At 40.6% G+C, this 17932-nt stretch carries 11 protein-coding genes; 4 read left to right on the top strand and 7 right to left on the bottom strand.

Annotated elements, in window-relative coordinates; all coding sequences use genetic code 11:
* Positions 1-46: 46 nt before the first annotated feature.
* The 7 genes from Q0590_RS02025 to Q0590_RS01995 all read right to left on the bottom strand — a co-directional run bounded on the left by Q0590_RS02025 (position 47) and on the right by Q0590_RS01995 (position 9528).
* Positions 47-1285: an MFS transporter gene (locus Q0590_RS02025; RefSeq protein WP_302035805.1), complete on the bottom strand. Its 1239-nt coding sequence runs from the start codon at positions 1283-1285 to the stop codon at positions 47-49.
* A gap of 46 nt (positions 1286-1331) precedes the next feature.
* Entirely contained in the window at positions 1332-4106 is a 2775-nt protein-coding gene (locus Q0590_RS02020; protein WP_302035804.1) for a TonB-dependent receptor, read from the bottom strand.
* A gap of 34 nt (positions 4107-4140) precedes the next feature.
* Positions 4141-4704, bottom strand: coding sequence for a carboxymuconolactone decarboxylase family protein (locus tag Q0590_RS02015; RefSeq protein WP_302035803.1), 564 nt, complete (start codon positions 4702-4704; stop codon positions 4141-4143).
* A 552-nt stretch (positions 4705-5256) separates the two neighbouring features.
* Positions 5257-5808, bottom strand: a complete 552-nt coding sequence (locus tag Q0590_RS02010; protein WP_302035802.1) for a hypothetical protein — start codon at positions 5806-5808, stop codon at positions 5257-5259.
* 328 nt (positions 5809-6136) lie between these two features.
* Positions 6137-7408 (bottom strand): hemolysin family protein, encoded by a 1272-nt coding sequence (locus Q0590_RS02005; RefSeq protein WP_302035801.1) that lies wholly within the window; start codon positions 7406-7408, stop codon positions 6137-6139.
* 251 nt (positions 7409-7659) lie between these two features.
* On the bottom strand, positions 7660-8673 hold the full coding sequence (locus Q0590_RS02000; protein WP_302035800.1) for a helix-turn-helix domain-containing protein: 1014 nt from the start codon (positions 8671-8673) through the stop codon (positions 7660-7662).
* A 480-nt stretch (positions 8674-9153) separates the two neighbouring features.
* On the bottom strand, positions 9154-9528 hold the full coding sequence (locus Q0590_RS01995; protein ID WP_302035799.1) for a DUF3471 domain-containing protein: 375 nt from the start codon (positions 9526-9528) through the stop codon (positions 9154-9156).
* 800 nt (positions 9529-10328) lie between these two features.
* Here Q0590_RS01995 and Q0590_RS01990 point away from each other — a divergent pair.
* From Q0590_RS01990 to Q0590_RS01975, 4 genes are all read left to right on the top strand, one after another.
* Entirely contained in the window at positions 10329-10970 is a 642-nt protein-coding gene (locus Q0590_RS01990; protein ID WP_302035798.1) for an RNA polymerase sigma factor, read from the top strand.
* Between the two features lie 282 nt (positions 10971-11252).
* Entirely contained in the window at positions 11253-12314 is a 1062-nt protein-coding gene (locus tag Q0590_RS01985; protein ID WP_302035797.1) for a FecR family protein, read from the top strand.
* A gap of 105 nt (positions 12315-12419) precedes the next feature.
* Positions 12420-16028: a SusC/RagA family TonB-linked outer membrane protein gene (locus tag Q0590_RS01980; protein WP_366970287.1), complete on the top strand. Its 3609-nt coding sequence runs from the start codon at positions 12420-12422 to the stop codon at positions 16026-16028.
* Between the two features lie 11 nt (positions 16029-16039).
* Positions 16040-17917 (top strand): RagB/SusD family nutrient uptake outer membrane protein, encoded by a 1878-nt coding sequence (locus Q0590_RS01975; protein ID WP_302035796.1) that lies wholly within the window; start codon positions 16040-16042, stop codon positions 17915-17917.
* Positions 17918-17932 lie beyond the last annotated feature (15 nt).

The following is a 17932-nucleotide window of genomic DNA, read 5'->3' as shown; positions in this document are numbered from 1 at the left end:
ATGTTAAAAATTGATAGTAGAAGATAGAATACTAAATTGAAAACTTTCAAATGGTTGGTTTTGCTTCCTTAGCCAGGAAAGTAAAAATAAAACCAATAAGAAACGTGACCGAGAAGGCAAGCACTGCATGGCCATATCCACCGAACAAGGTTACCAGGGTACCCACAAAGAACACCACAGTAGCCGTAGCAAGCCTACCAATATTAAAACAAAAACCAGTAGCTGTGCCACGTATCCTCACTGGAAATAAAGCAGGTAGATACGCCGAAAGAGTTCCTTGACTTATGCCAAAAAACAAAGCTAACAAGGCTGTCTCTACGTAAATGATCGGGGTAAAAATTGCATTGGTGCTGAACAGGATAAAACACATACCAAAGCTTCCGGCAAAGGCAAGTAAAATGGTTTTCTTGTATCCCAGCCGGTTAGACATAAAGCCTGAAAAGCCTCCACCTATGATTCCTCCGCTACCCAGCAGCATCATGGTAATGCCTCGTTCTTTTTGTCCTAGTGAAGGGTTAGTAAATAAACTTTGCACCCAGGTAGGAAGCCAGGAAAAAATAGCCCACAACCCAATAAGCATTGCTCCAAATATAACCACACCCACAAATAGATTCTTGCGATGCAAGGGCTGATTCAGCAGTTGAAGCGAACTTTGCGCTTCCAGTTGTGTACTATGCCTGTTTCCCCATTGAGGAGATTCTTTGAGCAAAAACAAGGCTGCTAGGGCTGTAAACAAAGGAATTATACCCACTAAAAAAGCATTGCGCCACTCAGGTATCGTATTATTGACAATGCCAGCACATACAATGCCTACCGGAAACATAACTGCCAGCACACCAATGGCAATACTGCGTGATTTTTGTGGCCATGCCTCTGATACAATAATAGTAGCGAGTACCAGTACGCCGCCTACGCCAAAACCAGCCATAAATCGGTAAGCTACTAAAACCAGCCATTGAGAAGTAAATCCAGTAATACTCGTAAACACAGCATACAGGGCTACAGCGGCGATGAATGATTTTATTCTGCCAATACGGTCGCCCAGCAGGCCAAAAATAATGCCGCCCAGTGTCCATCCATACAGATACATAGAACCAATATAGGCACCTACTTCGCCCATTTGCTTTTCGGTAACATTGCCTAGCAAGTCGCGCACTACTACTGGGAGATAAACGGACATTAAGGTAGAAACCAGGCCACAGAAAAGATAACAGATTACGCAGATAAAGAACACCACCCGGTGATCAACCACACTTTTTTCAGGAGCTATTGTTATAGTTTGCATAATTTATTCATAGGTTATAAAAAGGAAGAATAGTAAAATCCGCTTATCAGCGCAGCAGCTCATCAAAAGTCAGCGATACATAATAGATACCGCCTACTGCTGGTGCACCATAGGCCTGTACAATGTACTGATTGGTTAGATTAGAAGCCCCTAGCTTAACAATAGATTTAATAGAAGGCACTTTGTAGCTTACCTGTGCATCCAGCAGATGATAGGCTTGTATGCGTCCTGGCTGCAGTTCGTTAAATGGGGCTACCCAATCAAACGCATCTTGCCAGCGCCACATAAGTGAGAAGCCCAGATTTCTTGTTAAACTGGCGTTAGATACGCCCACATTTGTTTTATACGCGGGCGTGTTGAAAGCAGGAATATTATTCGGATTGGCATCCTTTAACAGAAAATCAGCCCAGGTGCCATTGCTTGTCACAACAAATCCTTTGGGTAAATAGTATGATACACCCAACGTAGCTCCTTGTGAACTCACTCTGTCATTAGCATTGGTGTATAGCTGATATGCATGGCTTTTCCCGCCTAACAGGTCTGCAGCGGCCTGTGGATTGATGCTGCCATCATTTGCCAGAACAGCGCTTTGCGGAGCAATTACCACCTGATTGAGAATAAAGTCCCTGTAGTTGCTGTAATAATAATTCGCATCAATGGTGAGTTTGTTGCCGATCATGCCGCGGTACCCGATTTCATAGCTTTCAATCTGTTCAGGCTTGATATAGGCCACATCAGATTTCTGAAGTTTATCTTTATTGTTTAAAATGGCCTGTTGTGGATTAACGCCTGTTGCCACCTCGCCTCTAAAGGCACCGGCAAATGCACCCACGGAAGAAGAAGTAAAAGAATTAGTATACGCAGGCGTTCCCTGACTATTGGATGGTACACCACCTAAAATAGTAATGGCTCCAGCAAACAGATTCATGTATTGGTCAACCGGCGTAGGATTGCGGAACCCGGTCTGGTAAGAGGCTCTAAAGTTATGGGTAGGCGTAGGAGAAAATACAGCTGATGCTCTGGGAGTAAGCCGCCCCTTAAAGTTCTGATTTTTATCGTACCTTCCAGAAGCAGTTAGTTTAAGTTTTTGGTTCAGCAATTCTTTAGAAACCTGTACAAAAGTGCCGTATTCATTAATGGTTATTTTCTTGTCTTTGTCGGCAAATAAGGTACCATCGGTAAACATATCGAACATGCGGTAATTACCCCCAATCTGTACATCTACTACTTTAAATTGGCGGCTCAGGTCATATTGGCCTTCTACATGATACAATTTGCTATTGCTGAATACACCTGCCCCGGTTGCCCCTCCGTAAATATGCGAAAGCCTGTTTTTTTCCCGTTCAAATTCCGCAGAACCAGGCAAATACCTTCCCTGATCAGCAAAGGAACGGGCAAGGGTATGGTTGTTGGCGCCTACACCGCTGATGTTTCCTTTAAAGGCTGCTTCGTAGCGTTGAAACCAGGTAGCATTGGCATTTTCGGGAGCCACTATATTTCCATCCAGATCTCTCACCCAGGTCTTATTGATCTGTTGGCCAAGGGTACGTGCATTGTAAGAATCGTGTGAATTCTCAATGGTAGCATAACCCCTGATAAAAAACTGGCTGCCTTTTAGTTCTGCCCGGTGCTGCTGCAGGGTGAAGTTGTTCACCGAAAAGCGGCTACTGCTGGTATGATTGGTGGTGCCCAACCCAAAATTATATTGATAAATAGCCTCTACATTGTTACTTACCCGGTAATGTAAGGCACCATTTAGTTTCAGACTTTTTATATTGTAATCGGTTAAGAACCTTTCTTCATAGCCGGTTCGGGATACCTGGCCTATGCCGCTGATGGTGGTAGAAATTTCGTCGCCATACAAGTTTAAAGAATTTTTTCCCGGATTATTCTCTCCCCGCTGGGCAACAGGTGTTTTAGAATCTACATCGGTATAGTTAGTGGCAAACCAGTCTAATCCGGTCAGGTATGAGCCATTGATTTTAACAGCCAGCCGGTTGTTGAGGGCTTTGGCATAGCGGATGGCAAAATCATATAAAGGAGCAGCACTAGTATACGGATCGTTTACATGGTTTACGCCTACTTTACCCATTACACTTAATCCCTGATACTGAAAAGGGTCTTTGCTGCGCATAACCAGTACGCCATTAAAAGCAATAGGGCCATATAAAGCAGAAGCGGCGCCTGGAATCAGTTCTACACTTTCGGCATCCAGGTCAGAGAGGCCAAACAGGTTTCCTACCGCAAAGTTTAATCCTGGTGTTTGGTTATCTACGCCATCTACCAGCTGGAGAAAACGGCTATTGCCCAGGCCGGCAAACCCTCGGGTATTAATAGACTTATAATTCAACCCGCTGGTGACCATATCAATAGACTTCATATTCTGCAGACCGTCATAGAACGTAAGGGAAGGAGTGGCCCGCACTGCCCGCACATCCATCTTTTCAATACTCACCGGCGAACGCATAATGTTTTCTTCTACCCTGGAGGCAGCAATAACCACTTCCTGAATAAACGTTGTCTGGGGTTCTAAATTGATCTTGATTACTTGTGCGGTGCTCGAAATAGTTACCTCCTGCTTTATATATCCAATGGTAGATACAACTAGGGTAAATGGCAAAGGAATGGTGGTAGTAAGGTTGAAGTTGCCTTTATTATCAGTAATGGTACCTACCAGGCTACCCTTTATCAACAGGTTTACCCCCGTGAGAGGTTGGTTATTTTCCGAATCGGTAATAGTGCCGGAAATACCGGTAGTTTGTGCTGACACAGAAAAGGATAGAAACAGGCAGCTAATCAGGGTAAAAATTATATATTTCATATGCTTAGATTTATAATTGGGGAATAGGGATAGGTTATTGTTTGTTGAGATGATCAAAACCCTTCTGTGGGCGCAGGTAGCCTTGGTTTACAATTCTGTCGGCAAGCGTTGCATAGTAACCCGGATCACTGGGCGTTACACTGGCAAGGCCATCCACGTATTTATTATACAGGCAGAAAAGCGCGGCTATCAGGACGGTGTCATGGATTTCCCTATCAGTAGCACCCAAAGATTTGGCTTGTTCAATAAGCTCTGTTGTTACATTTCTGCCAGATTTTTGTACTCTCCTGGCAATTTCCAGTAGTACCTTCATTTTGTCAGACACCGGAGCTTGATCCGGATTGGTTTTTACCTGCTGGGCGGTTGTGGTTTCACCCAGTAATAAATCTGCAGCGGCTGTATGAGCAGTAGTGCAGAACTTGCATTCATTGCCATGGGAAACAACCGTAGCAATTAACTCTCTTTCGGCTTGCGTGAGTGTAGAATCTCCCCGAAGTAAAATCTGGGTTAGTTCGCGTATCGGAAGAGCCGTATCCAAACGGTATTCTAAAAGGCCTGTAATGCCTGGTAAATGTTGGGGTAAAGGTATATGAGGCATAGGTTTAAAATCTTGAGGTTACTAAGGGTGAAGAGAACTGAAATGAATAAAGGGGGGTCCGGTTGTGGTCGCTTAGTATAGCTATTAACCAACCTTATTCAGCAAAACGCCTACAACGACAGCTAGCTTTTTGTGTGCATATTGAGGTGTGCAAGAACACAATCTGCTAAAAACACAGGTTATAGAATTGCTTACTCATAGGTAATATCTTTACCAGCGTTTTTGACAGAAAATGGTCATGCAATCATTCGAAAATAGTATCGAAAATGCAGATAAATGGAATGCAGCCTATAGCCACTGATGGTATATCTCCATACTATGGCTCAGCAGATTTCCTAGGCTTCTCATAACAAATACCGTATTTGAAAGCAACCAGGTAATAACTGCTTCTAGTTATAGCTCTGTTGCTTGTAAGTACTTTAGCCCGGTTGCTCATACATAGCTTACAATATAGGTATCCTATAGAAAGCCTCTACGAATACGGCAATGTACTTACGGGAAAATACCAGACATTTCGTTACTCAAGTTTCACAAAAAAGCGGCTTGTCAGAGTTAAGCGGTTTTGGGAGGGGGAGAGGGTACTTGCCGTGCTGTGGAAGAAATATGCGGCAGATAATGCGTAGTTGTTTTCAGCAAATCAATCTTTTGCAGATTTGTTGAAAATATCTCTGCTGGTTGAGAGAGGTAATCTTTGATGATTTGTTTGATTATTTTTTCTGCAGATTTCCCACCATGATTGCCTGTAAGGTCGCCTACATGGGCGGCTGTATGTTTAGATAAATTAGCATTTAGCTGTTCTTGCGCCACATTATTAATGCAATACACATAGAGCGTATCATTTTTAATCCTCTTTTTTACCATCTCATAGTACTTTCCTTCATACTTAAAATCGCCTTCTACGCGTTCAAAATCCCGGTCCGCTTGGTAGGGCAGGGTAATAGGAATGCCGAAAACAATTAAGTCTTCCTCGGATATGTTTCCCTGTTCAATAGTTTGAGTAATCCCTTGCTTAATATTTGCCTGCTGAATAAAAAACAGGGTATAAAACCCTACCATATTGTATAGGAATAAAGAGAGCAGTAAAAGGGAGATAGCTCTTTTCAAGGAATATAGTTAGCAGAGTAGTGGAAAATTCAAATGTAAAAATAATTACATAGATTACAAGAATATTTCTAAAATGATTTTTATTAAACCCTTTTGTTCCAAAAGAGTCGGCTTATTCCAAGGGCTTTTTTAAAGGTTCATCTTGCATGCCTTTCAATATATCCATTATAGGAATCTCGCAGTGCGGATAGGTTAATTTCTCATTTTGAATCTACATAAAGCTGTTGTGTCTGGTTCCTTTATCTTGGGTAATTGAGTAGCTTTTTAAACATAGTCTAAGCATTGAGGGGTTATGTAGGTAGGTGTTAACAGTAGAGAATGCTTAGTTCTATTTTTTGAATAAAATCTTATCAATGCGGCTTTTATCCATATCTACTATTTCAAAGGAATAATCCTGCCAATGAAAAGTATCGCCGGCCCGGGGAATTCTATTTAAAATATTCAAAGCAAAACCACCTAAAGTATTAAACCCATACAAACTACTCCGGTCAGGAATGGGTATTAAGAAGTAATCTAGAAATTCTTCAAAGGGAATCTGGGCATCAATAAGGTAACTTCCATCTTCCCGCTGCACAATAGTGTATTCAAACTCATTAGTTTCAGAAATATCGCCGACAAGCGCATCAAATATATCATTGATAGTCACAATGCCTGCAACGGCCCCATACTCATCTACAACTATTCCGTTGTGGATACGCCTTTCTTTAAATTGCTCTAACACAAAATAGGCTTTACTGTTTTCAGGTAAAAACAAAGCCTCCCGCTTAATCTCCTGTAGCCTGGCTAATTGTTGCTCTATGTTTGGGTGTAGCAAATCTTTGCTATAGATAATTCCGATAATGTCATCTATAGTCCCATTGCATAAAGGATATTGCGAATGCCGGTGAACAAGAATTTTTTGCCGGTTGCTTTCTACATCATCGTTAATATTGAGAAAGGCTATATCCTGCCGGTAGGTCATTAAAGAACTGATGCGCCTGTCGCCTAAATGGAATACATTTTTTACAATTTCATGCTCTATTTGCTGCACTGCGCCTTCGCTAACCCCCTCTTGAATAATTGCTTTTATTTCATCTTCAGTTACAGCATTATCATTGGGCTTTATACCCATTAGCTTAATAATAAAATCATTGGATTTACTTAGTATCCAGATAAAAGGGGAAGTGAATTTGGATAGAATATTCATAGGCGTAGCCATTATTTTGGCTATACCTTCCGGATTCGACAGCCCAATACGCTTGGGTACCAGTTCCCCTAAAACCAGTGAAAAATAAGTGATCAGTACCACGACTATACTTACCGCTATGGCATTACTATAAGGCCTTAACAACTCATTGGAGGCCACAAAAGCCTTGATGTCTTCTGTAATATTGGCCCCGCTAAATACACCAGTAAGAATTCCTATAAGGGTAATGCCAATTTGTACAGTCGATAAAAAGCGGTTGGGAGAATTGGCTAAATGCAAAGCTGCTAATGCTTTGGTATCTCCGTTTTTGGCTTGAGCTTCCAGTCGGGATTTGCGAGAAGATACCAGGGCAATCTCTGACATAGAAAATATACCGTTTAATAAAATCAAGATAAAAATTACCACTACTTCCATAGATGCAAAGTAAAGTATTTAATCCATATACGTAACACAGCCAAGTCCGGAATGCCTTCACTTCATACAATATAGAATCTTCAAAAAATGAAAGTCCCCAAAAAGAAGCACCCCCGTTTTTTAACCAATGGCTTCGTTAGAAATCGGCGTGTGATTTTACTATCTAAGGAGTGTATAGAGAATTACTTATGGAAAGGAATGATCGGCAGTATCAAAAGTAGCTATAAGGAGATTTTGGGCACTGCTGACACTTATTTTACTTCACTTGGGCGGATACCAAATTTTTCATAAAAACTATTAGAAAATGACCCCAGAGAATTAAACCCTACTGCGTTTGCTACCTCACTTACATTCATGTTTCCTTTAGCTAATAATTCTCTGGCTGTAATCATCCGTTTCTCTGCTATAAAACGATAGGGAGTTTGCCCATACTTTTGCTTAAATCCATTTTTAAGCCTGTAATCACTCATGCCTATTTCCCGGGCAAGTTCCATCAATGAAGGGGGATTAACTAAGTTAGCCATTAACAGCTGATAACTGCGTTCAATTAACATCTCTTCTTTTTTTGTCAGCATAGATCCAGTAGAATCTATTTCATCTGGCGACTTTACTAACTCATCCAACTGATAGGCGATTAATTCTATTACTTTAGCCTCTCTATAAAATTCTCTGCTTTTTCCTGAAAAAGGATTGTTAAAGAGCGACTCACATAAAGCCACTACAGGTGTAGTAAGTTTGGCCTGCTTAAAGTAATACCGGGAATAATCATTCATTGGAAGCTTAAATTCAGTAGGCATCTCATTCAATTGCTCGCCTACAAGCTGAATAAAAGCAGGATAACTAAAGTGGATATAAATAGCTTCATAGCCTATGTTGGCTTTGAAATATTGCCAGCCTTGTGAGGTAGGCGCTACATACATATAGCCATGATAGGCCGGCATGTTAATAATATTATCGTCTGGAGGCAAATAACCCCTGTTATTCCTAATAGCAGAAATAGTACCGGCCAAACAATAAGCAAAGCCAATTTGTGGCTGTAATGATTTTATCTCTGTTTGTGTATCCTGTTTAAAGGTCAGTTGAAGTCTGAGTAAGGTAATACCTTCTCTGATAGTAGTACTAATCGCCTTTCCTTCGCAAACAGGACTTTGAATAGTAGAGGCATACGTAGTATGATACATTTGAAGACTCATTTGTTCCTCCTCGTATACCTTGTAATTCTGCGTTAGTAGTTTTTGTAATTCTTCGAAAGAAAGTGTTAACATACATTGAACTAAGATTCACAATTCGGGGTAGTTAATCCGTAAGCTGAATTTTTGAATCTTCCGGGCTTATTTATTTATGTTGTTGTTCGGATACAGAAGCAAAGCAGGTTTAGTGTTAATCGTCTGACTGCTTCAAAATATGCCCCTAAACGAATATACTGTGATTGCTGCCTGCAATTTTAACGTTTTGAATAAATTATTTATAGTTCTGAATAAATATAATTCTGGAATAAGAAGGTAGCTTTGAGGACTAATAAACCCTTCCACCATACATATACTAAAGAAACAATCAATAAAAAGCCTCTCTAGAAGAGAGGCCCTTTGCTATAGTATGTTCAAACTTTTAACTATCTGCTAAGTTATAATTTTTTTGCTAAAAATAGCAAGTCATATACTTAATTTATCTGATGATGTGTTGCAGCGGGTAACGGTTAACTGTTAAGTATGAGTTAGATACCTAAGAAAAGGGATACAAGCCTGTTAATTTTCTTTCGTTGCTTCTAATGTATTTCCTTGAATAAGTAATTGTAGGCCTGTTACTTTTTTTGTCTCTGCATGGCGTACAAAAATAATAGTAGACCCATACGAACTGGTAGAAACAAATTTATCTGCTTCTGCTTGTTTTATTAGCTTATTGGCACCATAGCTATCCGCCTCTCCAAATAATTCCCCTGCCTTTTCTGTAATAGTGAATGAAGTTATGGGGCTACCAGAAGTAGTAAAAGTATACTTCCCTGTGTACTCTTCAAGACCGGTAGGTATGTTAGATCCGGAGGAAAAGAATGGATGAGGCGTTTGGCTAATAGGAGTGGAATATAAGCCAAAAACAAGAAAGATAAACCAGAGATTTTTCATAAGGTAAAAATGGTTTTAGAAAGCGTATCACGAGTATAGTAAAATAAATGATCTGTACATCACATTTTTTGTATGCTTTATTAGTGGAAAGTCCGGTCTTACTAAATAATGTAATCTTCGTTGAGAATAATATATTGCTGTAACCTTCTGGTAATAGTTAAAGGCTTTTTAAAAGTTATTACTGATTATTATTCCTTTTCAGCATGTTTATGTATGCTAATTCTTTTGTTCAGGCAGAAATTTAAATATATATAAAGCTAATAAAATATTATAAATAGTTGATAGTTAAGCATATAAATAATAATAGTAGGTGTTTGCTGAAGGAGTTGGCCAAAGGAAACAGCAGAAGTTTTAATTTTAAGCAAATACATTATATATGTATGATAAGGCAAGAAAACTACATTTTTATTTTAGTCAGGTATAGTAATTTTGAAATATAAACGATACGGAAATAGAAAGTGAGGCGTAGGATTGGAGAGTAAGTATATTAACTGTATCCTTAAAAGTCGATATGAAATAATAGTCATATAAGTTTAGGTTTTAGGTGGTTTGTTTTACTAGATTCCTCCGGTAGTTTCTGCCGGAGGAATTTTATTTTTATGACCAATGCCTTGCCTTACTCGCATCGCAAAAAAACGTGTTACTTACCCTTTCCCCTCCTCCTCATTGCAGGCCATAGAAAGCTAGAATTAATAAAAATTGTGTTTATTTTTTTTGTTTTTTTTAACTTAGTTTATAAATATTGTAACTTTTAAAGGAACAATATTATTTAGCATGCCTGGTTCTGTTTTTCTTACCTTATGACTATACCTTTACAAGCACAATCGGTAAAAACAAAAGCTGTTGCCCTTAGTAATGAGCCTGATATATGGAAAGCTTTTAAAGAAGGCGATCAACAGGCTTATGCTTGTATATTTAAGTGTTATAAAGATGTTCTCTACAATTATGGACTTACCCTTGTAGCTGATGAGGAACTTATCTGCGATTGTATACAAGAGTTGTTTATCGATTTGTGGGTGAAACGGGAGAAACTTTCCCAGATTAATTCCATCAGGTATTATTTGCTTGTTTCATTCAGAAGGTTGCTCATTGCCAAATTGGAACATTTTCGCAAATCCTCCTTCTCCTTTAATGAAGCAGTACTGTATAAACACCTAGACCCAACAGGTTCTGCAGATATGGACCTGATTCATGAGCAGTTGCTTTCCCAGCAATATCATAAACTCTCAGCTACTGTTGACCATTTACCCAAACGTCAGAAAGAAGCGTTGTATCTCCGCTATTATGAGAAGCTGAGTTATGAAGAAGTAATGCAGTTAATGTCTCTTTCTTATAAATCGGTACGTAACCTGGTTTCGCTAGCTATCCAAACCCTCCGGAAAGAATTGAATAAACACGATTTTATCTATTCCTTTTCCCTGGTATTCAGTATGATCTTTTAAAGATATCTATACATACATTCCCTAGTCTTAAGCTGTTCGTTTCCATCAGTTCCTTTCTTATAATAGCTGTTCCTGATCTATAAAAAAGCAGAACTGGATAAGCAGGACTCTGGCATTTCCTGCAAAACTGGTGTACAGGAACCTGGGAGCAAATGGTAGGCAATAACACTGATCATAAGCCAAATAAAATAATTTGTTTTTTCTTTATAAAAGCCGGGACAAAATAGATGATTCTCCCTCTTAAGAGAAACAACATACGCTTTCTCAGACCAACCATTGAATATGCAATATAAAGGCTATACAGTAGAAGATTTTGTAATGGATTCCTTTTTCCAGGAATGGGTACAGAATCCTACGGAACAGGCTGATGTATTCTGGGAAAACTGGCTGATAAAAAATCCCTCTCAAGCAGAAACAATAGCAGAAGCCCGAGCCCTGATCAAATCTATGGCTTTTGAACACAAAACCATGCCTGCTGATAAAGCTGAACGCATGTGGCATAATCTGGAAAAACTAGTGTCGGCTAAGCCAGAAAGGCAACAGGTTATAAAACCATATGCCGGAACGTTAAAACGCCGTTCGTCACGCCGCCACCTGTTTATGGGTATTGCCGCCTCCTTAGCCGCCATTCTCTTACTTTCAGTAGCCGGTTTGCTTTACCGCAAATGGGTACATACCATAACTTATACTACTGCCTATGGGGAAACAAAAGCAGTACAACTGCCAGACGGGTCTCTTATAACACTCAATGCCAATTCACAGGTCTCGTTCGCTAAAAACTGGTCGGCAACCGATGTGCGGGAAGTTTGGCTAAGTGGAGAAGCATTTTTTTCTGTGGTACATACGGCAAACCACCAGCGGTTTATTGTGCATACGGATAATTCTTTACAAGTAGAAGTATTAGGAACAGAATTTAATATTACCAAAAGAAACAACAAAACCAGAGTGGTATTAGAAACCGGCCAGATACAACTCAGAATACAGCCTGCCGATAAAAAAGATGCCCCAAAGCAACGTTTGCTGATGAAGCCTGGCGAATTAATAGAGTTCGATGAGGCCTCAGAGAAATACATCAAGAAAGAGGTAAACCCTAAAATATACTCCTCCTGGAAATCCAACAAACTTCAACTGGATGATACAAGCCTTGAGGAAATTGTACAGCTCTTGGAAAATAGCTATGGCTACCAGGTAAAAGTAACACGCAAAGATTTGCTGAAGCAAAAAGTATCCGGATCTATCCCTTTAAGCAATAAAGATACATTGTTGCAATACATTGCTCAAACCTTTGAAATCAAAATCAGCAGAAAAGGAAGTTTAGTACAAATCCTTCCGATGAAACAATAAAAATAACTCAAACAAGCAACGGTCACATGTATGTAAAAAAATAAGTTGTATAATTTTAAGTTCAAGTAGTCTTTAACAAAGTAAATTTCTAAACCCTTAACCCTCATGAAAAAAAACCTACAGCAATGCAGCATCATGGTACTTGCATGCTGCTTGGGGTTTGCTTCGAATGGACAAGTATTAGCTTCCTTTAAACCAGATAAAGAAGCTACTACCTATACGTCAGAGCAGACAGACAGGCGCACACTGAAAAGTGTATTAAAAGACCTTGAAAACAGGTTTAAAGTATCTATTGCCTACAAATCAGAGTTGATTGAAAACAAGGAAGTACAGTTTTCGGCCAAAAATTACGCTAATCTGGAAGATGCTCTGGAACAGGTGTTACGGTCTTTCTCTCTGAAATACAAAAAGACTGCGGATGATTTTTACATTATTGTAGCCAACAAGGAAACTTCAGGTTTGCAGAAGATTGATAGTAAATTGTTAGTTGCTTCTGCTGGCACATCGGAATCTATGCAAGGAATGCATGCCCTTGCCTCACTGGAACGAATGGCTCTGTTGCAAACTAGTAATATAGCCGCAGCTATTACTATTTCAGGTAAAGTAGTAGATGAGCAGAATTCCGGCTTGCCAGGTGTAAACGTATTATTAAAAGGGAGTACAACTGGTACAACAACTGATGTAGAGGGAAATTATTCGTTATCGGCACCAGACGGCAATGGTACATTGGTATTTTCTTTTATTGGATATGCTACACAAGAGGTGCCTATCAATAACCGCACATCCATTAATATTACCATGGCAGCTGATGTAAAAACATTAGGCGAGGTAGTGGTAGTGGGATATGGTGAACAAAAGAAAGAAACCGTTACCGGATCGGTAGCTACGGTAAAAGGAGCTGAATTAGTAAAGTCGCCTGCACTTAACGTATCTAACTCTATTGCCGGCCGCATGCCCGGAGTTATTGCCGTAAACAGAAGCGGTGAACCAGGCTATGATGGTTCTGGTATCCGTATTCGCGGCTCCAACACATTGGGAAGCAATGAAGCCCTGATCGTAATAGATGGTATTCCTGCCCGTGCCGGCGGTATTGAACGTTTGAACCCAGCTGACATTGAGAATATTTCTGTATTAAAAGATGCTGCTGCTGCTATTTATGGAGCACGTGCCGCCAATGGTGTAATTCTGGTAACTACCAAGCGGGGCAAGACTGGCAAACCTGAACTTTCTTACTCCTATAACCAGGGATTTGCCCAGCCTACGGTAGTACCTAAGCTGGCTAATTCTTCGCAATATGCTGAGATGCGGAACGAATTGGAAGTAATTAACATGCCTGTGTCTGAATGGGCTGCTGCTGCTGAAGCCTTTAGAAACACGGGTTCATATTCTTATGTAGATGCTAATGGTGCAACTCAGACAAAAACGGCTCCGTACAAACCAGAGGATATCCAAAAATACAGAGATGGCTCTGATCCTTGGGGGTATCCAAGCACCAACTGGTATGAGGCTACCCTGAAACCATGGTCGCCGCAATCCCGTCACAACCTACAGCTCAATGGAGGTACTGAAAACTTCAGATATTTAGCTTCTTTGGGTTATCAGAACCAGGATGCTTATTACCGGAAGGCAGCTACTGGGTACAAGCAGTATGATTTGCGAATCAACCTGGATGCAAATATCAATAAGTATATCAAAACCAGTGTTGGCGTATTAGGCCGTCAGGAAAACCGTTTTTTCCCTACGCGTAGTGCGGGTTCTATTTTCCGGATGCAGATGCGGGGTATTCCTACAGCGCCTGCTTTCTGGCCAAATGGTTTGCCAGGACCAGATATTGAAAATGGGGAGAATCCTGTAGTGATAACTACCAATGATACAGGATATGACCGTGATACTCGGTATTATTTTCAAAGTAATGGTTCATTGGAAATATCAGTACCTTGGGTAGCAGGTTTGAAACTTACCGGAACTGCAGCAGTAGATAAATATATCCGGCAAAGAAAACTGTGGCAAATTCCATGGTATCTTTATAGCTGGGACAGATCATCTTATGAAGATGATGGTGTAACACCCAAACTTACCCGAAACAAAAGAGGCCCTGCTGAGCCAAGTTTACGGCAAGAAAATGAAGATCAACTAAATATTTTGTTAGGAGGTATTTTGTCGTATGATCGTACATTTGGAGACCATGCTTTTACCTTCCTGGCAGGTACCAACCGCGAAACAATTCAAAATGCTAATTTCTGGGGTTTCCGCAGATATTTTATTTCTCCTCAGGTAGATCAATTAGGTGCTGGTGGTAATTCTGAAAGAAATACTAACGGAGGTGGATTTGAACGCGCTCGTTTAAATTACTTTGGCCGGGTGGCATATAACTTTAAAGAAAAATACATGGCTGAGTTCTTGTGGCGGTATGATGGTTCCTATATGTTTCCTGAAAATACGCGTTACGGATTCTTTCCAGGTATAATGGCCGGCTGGCAGATTTCTGAAGAAAATTTCTTTAAAGATAATATAGGCTTTATTAATTACTTGAAGATAAGAGGTTCTTGGGGCCAGATGGGAAATGACCAGATCTACTATGATAGAAACCGTAATGGAGAAATTAATAGTGATGAGACACTGGCAGAATATCAGTATCTGGCAACCTATCCGTTCCGTACCCATATTATTGGTGGCCAGGAAGTTCTTACACTATATGAGCCAAGAGTACCCAACAATAGCATTACTTGGGAGGTTGCCAATAACTCCAACGTAGGTTTGGAAGGCCGTTTATTGCAAGGTAGAATTAATTTTGAGTTTGATTACTTTTATAACAAACGTTCGAATCTGTTATGGCCAAGAGAAGGTTCAGTAACAGAATCATCCGGTATTTTTGCTATACTCCCTCCTCAAAACATAGCGAAAGTAGCAAATAGAGGCTTTGATTTCTTAGTAGGATATAATGGGCAAGTAGGTGAATTCCGCTACAACGTGAGCGTAAACGGAGGCTATGCCAAAAATAAAGTGATTTACTGGAATGAGGCAGAAGGTGCCCCTGAGTGGCAACGGACTACCGGACGGCCTATGTATACCTACATGGCCTATGTATATGACGGAGTATTTAAAGACCAGGCGGCCATTGATGCCAATACATTGGATTACACTGCTATCACTAACACACTTCGCCCTGGTGATATGAAATACAAAGATCATAACCAGGATGGCAAAATCACCCCTGACGATCAGGTAAGAACCGATAAAACCAATATTCCATTATTCCAGGGGGGCGTAAATATTGGTGCCCAGTTTAAAAATTTCGATTTATCTATTTTATTCCAGGGTGCTGCTGGTGCATTGGTATATGTAGGTACAGGCGAGATGGGTAGTATCGGTAATTATCTACTGGATATTTATGAAAACCGCTGGACAGTAGACAATCCCAGTGATAAACACCCCCGGATTGCTGACCGCGGTAACCAATATTTCTCCAGTAACAATACGTATTGGCTGAGAAGCACCGATTACATCCGTTTGAAAAACCTGGAATTAGGATATACCATTCCGGAGGCTATCGGACAGCGGGTAGGCATTAACAATTTGCGCGTGTATGTAAATGGGTTAAACCTATTCACAATAGATAAGCTGAAAGTATACGATCCTGAAAATGCCAATGCAAATGGGCAGTATTACCCACAAGCAAGAGTGTTGAACGCAGGTGTAACCGTAACCTTTTAATGATTTTAGCAATGAAAAATACAACTAAAATAAAAAGTATAACGCTTGGTATTGTTATAGCCATGTTTTCTGTTACAGGCTGTAACGACGATTTTATGAATACCAAACCTTTAGTAGAGGTGCCATCGGAAGATGTATGGAAGGATGAAGGTTTAGCTGAAGCTTTCATAACTGATTTTTACTATGGCTTAAACCAGGGGGGATTTGATGAGCAGATGCTTGCTTCTCTCACAGATGAGGCCATATTTACGCACCCTGGACGAAACATCAATACTATTACAGAAGCCCGTTCTAATCCGGCAAATCCAGGCTGGATTAATGCACCACTTACCTGGGGAGCACGGGATTTTGGCTTATATGGAAGAATCAGGGCAAATAATTTAGCTCTTGAAAATCTGCAAAATCCGCAATTCAACAATCCGGCACTGGTAGAAAGATTATTAGGCGAAGCCTATTTTATGCGGGCCTATAACTATCACCAGTTGCTCCGCTATTATGGAGCAGTGCCTTTGGTAGACCGGTCATATGGATTGGGCGAATCTGATTACTCAATGCCCAGAAATACTTTTGAAGAATGTGTAAACTTTATTGTTAAAGATGCTGAAGAAGCTGCCAGACTACTGGATGGCAAAACGATGGCTCAAGGCAGAGCTTCCAAAGCCGCCGCCTTGGCTTTAAAGTCCCGTGTGCTTTTATATGCTTCCCGGGATTTACATGATGCTCCAACTGCCCAAGCTAAATCAAGTACACTTGCAGGTTATTCTAATCCTGAATATTTCGGATATGTAAGTGGTAGTCGTACAGAACGTTGGCAGAAAGCAAAAGAAGCTGCTAAAACAGTCATTGACTTACCAGGATATGGTTTTAGGCTGGATCTAGGCGCACCTGTTACTCCACAAGAAGGAAAAGACAATTATATGAACGTTTCTTTATCCAGAAATGGAGGTGAAAGAGATATGATATTTGGCCGCTACTTCAGTTCGCAAAAAAATGAGAATGGAGGAAGACAAGGCTTATTCAATGGTCCGAATGGCTATAATAACTGGGCTGGTAATGCACCTATCGAAAATCTGGTGAGCGACTATGAGATGATGGATGGTACATCGTTTGACTGGAGCAATCCTGCTCATGCCAGTGCTCCCTATACAAACAGAGACCCACGATTCTATGCCTCTATACTATACGATGGTGCCCCATGGAAGCCGCGTCCTGCCGGTGTAGCTCCTAAAGAACCTTTCAATGAAATTCAGACTGGCCATTACGAAGTAGGTAGTGCAAATGGAGCAAAATCAACTCATTTTGGGCTAGATACCCGCCAGAGCTCTGTAGAAGATTGGAATGGAACTCGTACAGGATATTATATCCGTAAATTCACTGACCCGAATCCGGCTATTGTTGACCAGAATACCTGGCAGCAAGTGCCTTGGCCCTTCTTCCGCTATACAGAAGCTGTGTTGAATTATGTGGAAGCCTGCATTGAACTGGGCGAAGATGCCGAAGCGCAGATGTGGCTAAATAAAGTCCGTTTCAGAGTAGGGATGCCTGCCGTTATAGAAACAGGAGATGCTTTGCGTCAGCGGTATCGTAATGAACGCAGAGTAGAACTGGCCTACGAGGAACACCGCTACCACGATGCCCGCCAGTGGATGATTGCTGATCAAACGTTAGGACAGAAAGCCCAAATAATAGAGATACGGGGTACCTTAAAACCAGGTAAATCAGTATCTATATACCGGTATAATCCAGAGAATTACACCTATTCTTACAGTGTACAAAACATTGCTGAAGGCATAGAAAACCGGATGTGGCTCGATAAAATGTATTTCCTGCCAATAAGCCGGGATGAAATGAACAGGAATGATAAATTAGTCCAGAACCCTGGCTACTAATATCATTTTTTTGAG

Source organism: Rhodocytophaga aerolata (genome assembly GCF_030503435.1).
Classification (GTDB): domain Bacteria; phylum Bacteroidota; class Bacteroidia; order Cytophagales; family 172606-1; genus Rhodocytophaga; species Rhodocytophaga aerolata.
This window is presented reverse-complemented; position numbering and strand designations above follow the sequence as displayed.

Excerpts from the sequence above, each read along its gene's own strand:
- Q0590_RS02025 (WP_302035805.1), bottom strand. The coding sequence starts at position 1,285 with ATGCAAACTATAACAATAGCTCCTGAAAAAAGTGTGGTTGATCACCGG.
- Q0590_RS02020 (WP_302035804.1), bottom strand. The coding sequence starts at position 4,106 with ATGAAATATATAATTTTTACCCTGATTAGCTGCCTGTTTCTATCCTTT.
- Q0590_RS02015 (WP_302035803.1), bottom strand. The coding sequence starts at position 4,704 with ATGCCTCATATACCTTTACCCCAACATTTACCAGGCATTACAGGCCTT.
- Q0590_RS02005 (WP_302035801.1), bottom strand. The coding sequence starts at position 7,408 with ATGGAAGTAGTGGTAATTTTTATCTTGATTTTATTAAACGGTATATTT.
- Q0590_RS02000 (WP_302035800.1), bottom strand. The coding sequence starts at position 8,673 with ATGTTAACACTTTCTTTCGAAGAATTACAAAAACTACTAACGCAGAAT.
- Q0590_RS01995 (WP_302035799.1), bottom strand. The coding sequence starts at position 9,528 with ATGAAAAATCTCTGGTTTATCTTTCTTGTTTTTGGCTTATATTCCACT.
- Q0590_RS01990 (WP_302035798.1), top strand. The coding sequence starts at position 10,329 with ATGACTATACCTTTACAAGCACAATCGGTAAAAACAAAAGCTGTTGCC.
- Q0590_RS01985 (WP_302035797.1), top strand. The coding sequence starts at position 11,253 with ATGCAATATAAAGGCTATACAGTAGAAGATTTTGTAATGGATTCCTTT.
- Q0590_RS01980 (WP_366970287.1), top strand. The coding sequence starts at position 12,420 with ATGAAAAAAAACCTACAGCAATGCAGCATCATGGTACTTGCATGCTGC.
- Q0590_RS01975 (WP_302035796.1), top strand. The coding sequence starts at position 16,040 with ATGAAAAATACAACTAAAATAAAAAGTATAACGCTTGGTATTGTTATA.